Source organism: Candidatus Trichorickettsia mobilis (assembly GCF_034366785.1).
GTDB classification, from domain to species: Bacteria; Pseudomonadota; Alphaproteobacteria; order Rickettsiales; family Rickettsiaceae; genus Trichorickettsia; species Trichorickettsia mobilis_A.
The window spans coordinates 1-5,070 of sequence record NZ_CP112953.1 but is presented as its reverse complement, the minus strand read 5'-3'; the positions used below and the strand labels follow the sequence as shown (position 1 = coordinate 5,070).

Genomic DNA, 5,070 nt, shown 5'->3' with positions numbered 1-5,070 from the left:
ATATACTACAGCTATATTATCCGGTGTTTTTGCTACTTGCTCCTCAATTAATTCATGTATACATCTTACTGGATATACTACTTCAGTTGAATTCCATTCAAATAATAATTTTTTTACTTCTTCTGGTATTAACAAAGAGTATAGATTTATATTTTGATAAGGGTTTTTTAAAATATCATGAATAAGTTTTCCAAAGTGTTCTGCTAAATTTTTTATAGTGTCATGATGAAAAAGGTCGGTAGAATAATTAATTGCTATTCCTATACCGTCAGGACTTTCATAAGTTCCAAATGATAAATCGAATTTGGCTACTGCATAAGAAGAATAAAGAGTGTTAGTTTTGACTTGATCTAAGGATAAAGTCTTTCCTTCGTCTATTCCTTCAAAAGTAAACCATACTTGAAAAATAGGATTACGATTAGTTACTCTATCAATATTTAGAGAATCAACTATTTGCTCAAAAGCAATATCTTGATTTTGATCTGCTTGTAAGATTTTTTCCTTAATTTTATTTAAAATATCTATAAAATTTATATCGTTATTAAAATCAAAGCTTGTTCTCAAAACTAAAGTATTAATAAAAAATCCTACTACTCTTTCAATCTCTGAATACTGGCGACCAGCAGAAGGAGTTCCAACTACAATATCTTTTTGCCCTGTATATTTGTATAACAGTATTTTGAAAGCAGCAAGTAAGATCATAAATAACGATACTTCCTGTTGTCCAGCTAAAATTTTAAGCTTATTTTTAACTTCATTAGAAAGGTGATAATGATAATTACATCCTTTATACGTTAACTCTCTCGGTCTTATTTTATCTGTTGCTAATTCTAAAAATCCTGGAATATCAGACAATTGCTGTTTCCAATAATCTAATTGTTTTTTTAATACTTCTCCTTGAAGATAAGATCTTTGCCAAATACTAAAATCAGTATATTGAATAGGTAATGCTTTCATTAATACTTGTTTTCCTAATCTATAAGCATTATAGCAAAGAGAAATTTCTTCAAAGATAATAGTCGTTGACCAACCATCTCCAATAATATGATGCATAGTCAATAAAAATACGTACTTCTCAGGCGCAAGGATTATAAGCTTTACTCTAATTAGTGGTCCTTCTGTTAAATTAAAGACAAAGCTTGCTTCACTTTCCACTAAATTATCTACCTTAGCTTGTTGTTCTGCTTCTTTTAAATGACTCAGATCTATAGTATTATTAGCAATATTGATATATAAGTTAGGAAGAATTACTTGATATGGTTTTCCATAATTGTTAGGAAAAATTGTTCTTAAAGATTCATGCCTTTCCAACAAAAAATTTAAAGACTGCTCAAAAGCATTGATATCTAAGGATCCTGATAAACTTAAAGCGATTGGAATATTATAAATTGCACTACCAGATAACATCTGATCAAGAAACCAAAGACGTTGTTGCGCAAAAGATAAGGGGATAAATCTCTCTTTTTCTTGAGGCTGAATAGACAGCTCTATTGTATTAGTTTGGCTTGTCGTTACTAAATTAGCTAAATCAATTAGTTTAGGATATTCAAAAATAGATTTTAAGGCAATATCAATATTATGTCGACGTTTAATTCGAGAAATTATTTGTGTGGCTAGTAAAGAATGCCCACCTAGCTTGAAAAAGGAATCATAAATACCTACTTTATCAAGTTTTAGTATTTCCATCCAAATCTCACATAATTCAACTTCTACACTATTTCTTGGTGCAACATAAGTTTCTGTAACTAAACTCAAATTAACAACTGGTAAAGATTTTTTATCTATTTTTCCATTTTTTGTTACTGGAATTCTATCTAAATAGACAAAAAATGTAGGCACCATATATTGTGGTAAAGATATATTTAAATCAGATTTTAAATTTTCACTGAAATTTGGCTCTACAATTAAAATATTAAACTTTTTACCTGAATTATCAGTGAAAGATTCTACTACATCTTGTGAATTTTCTCTTAATACAACATATGCTACTAACACATCTCCTTTTAACAGCACGATACTTTGTTTAACAGCAAGATGTTTATTTAAAACATTTTCTATCTCACCAAGCTCTATTCTAAAACCTCTCATTTTGACTTGATCATCGATTCTTCCTAAATATTCTATATTCCCATTATGCAAATAACGCCCTATATCACCTGTTTTATAAAGACGCAAGTATCGATTATTAGTATCATCAATGACAAAAGGATTAGCAATAAAAACCTCAGAAGTTTTTTCTGGCTCATTTAAATATCCTATTCCTACACCATAACCACTAACATAAATCTCTCCATAAACTCCTATAGGTAAATAATTCATAGCTTTATCAAGAACATAAATTTTTGTATTCATGATTGGTTTTCCTATAGGAACATTATGCAACCTATTTATCGCAGCTAAATCTATTTTGTACAGAGTAACATCATCTGAACATTCTGCGGGACCATAAGCATTAATTAAAGAAATATTAGAATTATAGTTAATCCATTTTTCTGATAATTCTTTTGAGATTATCTCTCCGGTAGCAAGAATAAACCGTAGTTTTAAGAGATCATTAGGTAATACCATTAAATGATCTACTATCATTCTTAGCATTGATGGAACAACTTGTAAAATAGTGGCGCCTTTACTTCTTTGAATTAATCTTACTGGATCCATAGCATCTTCATCACTGACAATAACAACTTTTCCTCCTACTAAAAGTACTGTGAGTAATTGCCAAACAGAAATATCAAAACTTTGAGAAGCATTTTGAATCATAACGTCTTTTTCTGTTATGTCCAAGTTTTCTATCATTGCATATACATGGTTAATAAAACCTTTCTGATCAATCATCACTCCTTTAGGTGTTCCCGTAGATCCAGATGTATAAATTACATAAGTAAGGCTATGTGGAATAAATGTAAACTGTGGTTTAACATCACATTCTTTCATTATTAAATCTTCAAATAAAAGAAATTTAGACGAGAGAGGTAAACTAGATTTTAAAGTATCTAAACATAATTTATTTTTGATAGAACCATGATATAATACATAAGAAGATAAACTTTGATTTATAATCATGCTTATTCTTTGAATTGGATTTTTAGGATCTATAGATAAGAATGCAGCTCCTGATCTAAGTATAGCAAGTATAGATATTAGGTATTCTATATTTCTTTCTTGTAAAACAACTATAATCTGTTCAGGAGCAATACCTTTGTTAGCTAAATTATTAGATAATCGATTAACTTGATCATTTAATTCCTTATAAGTTAATGCACTACCATTAAAAGTTACCGCAATATTATTTGGTGTTCTTTTAACTTGTTCTTCAAACAGTTGACTAAAACATGTGTTTTCTAAATAAAGAGTATCAGTATTATTCCATTTGTTTATTAATTCTAACTCACTGTTTGTTAAAAATGATAATTTTTCTATTGGTCGATTAACTTCTTGTAAAATTTTGGTTATTAAATTATTAAAATGCTCAGCCATATAAATAATTGTAATATCTTCAAATAAATCTTCTAAGTACTCAATTGATAGATAAAGACCATCATGAGTATCTAAAACGTTAAAACTTAGATCAAATTTTGCAATTGGGTAAGTAGAATAAAAAGGTTCAAACTTTAAACCATCAAGTGATAAAAAATCTTTTTCAGTTGTATTCTCAAAAGAAAACATAACTTGAAATACTGGATTAATATTAATATCTCTAGGAATATTTAAACTATCAACTAGTCTTTCAAAAGGTATATCCTGATTTTGATAAGCTTGGAATATCGTATCTTTAACTTTATTAATAATGTCGATAAAAGTATCATTTTCTTGAAAAATTGTTCTTAAAACAAGAGTATTAACAAAAAATCCCACTACTCCTTCAATTTCTTGACGTCCACGACCTGATGTAGGAAAACCAACTATAATATCATTTTGCTCTGTATATTTGTGTAAAAGTATTTTAAAAGTACTGAGCAATACCATAAATAAAGATACTTGATGCAATTCTGCTAAATTTCTTAACTGGTCTCTAGTATCATTCGAAATATTATAGCGATAATTCTTTCCTTTATAATTTAATTCCTTTGGTCTGATTTTATCTGTTGGTAAATTTAAGTTTACCGGAATATCAGCTAATTGCTGCTTCCAATAATCTAACTGACGTTCTAATACTTCTCCCGTGACATAAGACCTTTGCCAAATACTAAAATCAGCATACTGAACAGATAATTTAGGTAACAATATTTCTTTTCTTAATAAATAAGAATTATATAAAATAGACAATTCTTTAAATATTATAGCAGTTGACCAACCATCTAAAATTATATGATGTACAGTCATTAGGAATATATGCACATCAGTTGACAAAATTAATAATTTACTCCTGACCAAGGGACCACTAGTTAAATTAAAAACATAATTAGCTTCTATTTCTGCAAAATTATTTGCCATAACTCGTTGCTTATCTTCTTCTAGCATACTTAAATCTATAGTATTATTTTTTATATCAAGAACAAGATCAGGCAAAATGATTTGATAAGCTTCTCCATCTTTAATAGGAAAAATAGTTCTTAACGATTCATGTCTTCTAATTAAGGCATTTAGTGCTTTTTCTAATGCTAAAACATCCAAAAATCCTCTAAATCTTAAGGCTATTGGTATATTATAAAGAGCTATATTAGGCAAAAGTTGATCTAGAAACCAAAGACGCTGTTGAGCAAAAGATAACGGTATAAAATAATCATCTTTTACTTGAGGTATAATTGCTGGTAAAGATAAAAACTGATTTTGACTTGACAGAATCAAACTTGCTAAATCCATTAGAATTGGATTCTCAAAAATGATTCTTAACGGAATATCAATATTATATATATAACTAATACGAGAAATAACCTGCATTGCAAAAAGTGAGTGCCCTCCTAATTTAAAGAAATTATCAGTGATACTGATTTTTTCTAATTTAAGCACTTGAGCCCAAATATCACACAGTTGTTTTTCTAACTCAGTTCTTGGCGCAATATAGCTGTCTTGATTTTGTACTTCTGGATCAGGTAGTGCTTTGTGATCTAGTTTTCCATTACTTGTTAA

1 protein-coding gene is annotated in these 5,070 nt (G+C 28.6%); it reads right to left on the bottom strand.

Annotation, left to right across the window (positions count from 1 at the left end):
* Positions 1-5,070, bottom strand: a 5,070-nt coding sequence (locus Trichorick_RS08980) for a non-ribosomal peptide synthetase (RefSeq protein WP_323739313.1), incomplete at both ends; no start/stop codon positions are given.